This window comes from Paraburkholderia sp. SIMBA_030 (genome assembly GCF_046535245.1).
Classification (GTDB): domain Bacteria; phylum Pseudomonadota; class Gammaproteobacteria; order Burkholderiales; family Burkholderiaceae; genus Paraburkholderia.
The window spans coordinates 1-274 of the sequence record NZ_JAWRXB010000461.1 but is presented as its reverse complement, the minus strand read 5'-3'; the positions used below and the strand labels follow the sequence as shown (position 1 = coordinate 274).

1 protein-coding gene is annotated in these 274 nt (G+C 65.3%); it reads right to left on the bottom strand.

The features are described from left to right. A partial coding sequence (locus SB772_RS40785) for a pseudouridine synthase (protein ID WP_410838622.1) occupies window positions 1-274 on the bottom strand: 274 nt, incomplete at both ends.

Below are 274 nucleotides of genomic sequence, written 5' to 3'. Positions count from 1 at the left end.
CCAGAGCGCAGGTTGCTTTTGAGCAACGGCGCATTGACCTGCTTCTTCGCGGTCGGCCAGTGGCCACGCACCAACGCCATGTAGCGCTTGTCGACACCGTCGCCGCGCAGGGCGGCATGCAGGTGGCGCAGCATGCTGCGCTTCTTGGCGATCATAAGCAGGCCGGACGTGTCGCGGTCCAGGCGATGCACCAGCTCAAGCTCCTTGGCATCCGGACGCAGCTGACGCAACGCCTCGATCACCCCGAAACTCAGGCCACTGCCGCCATGCACGG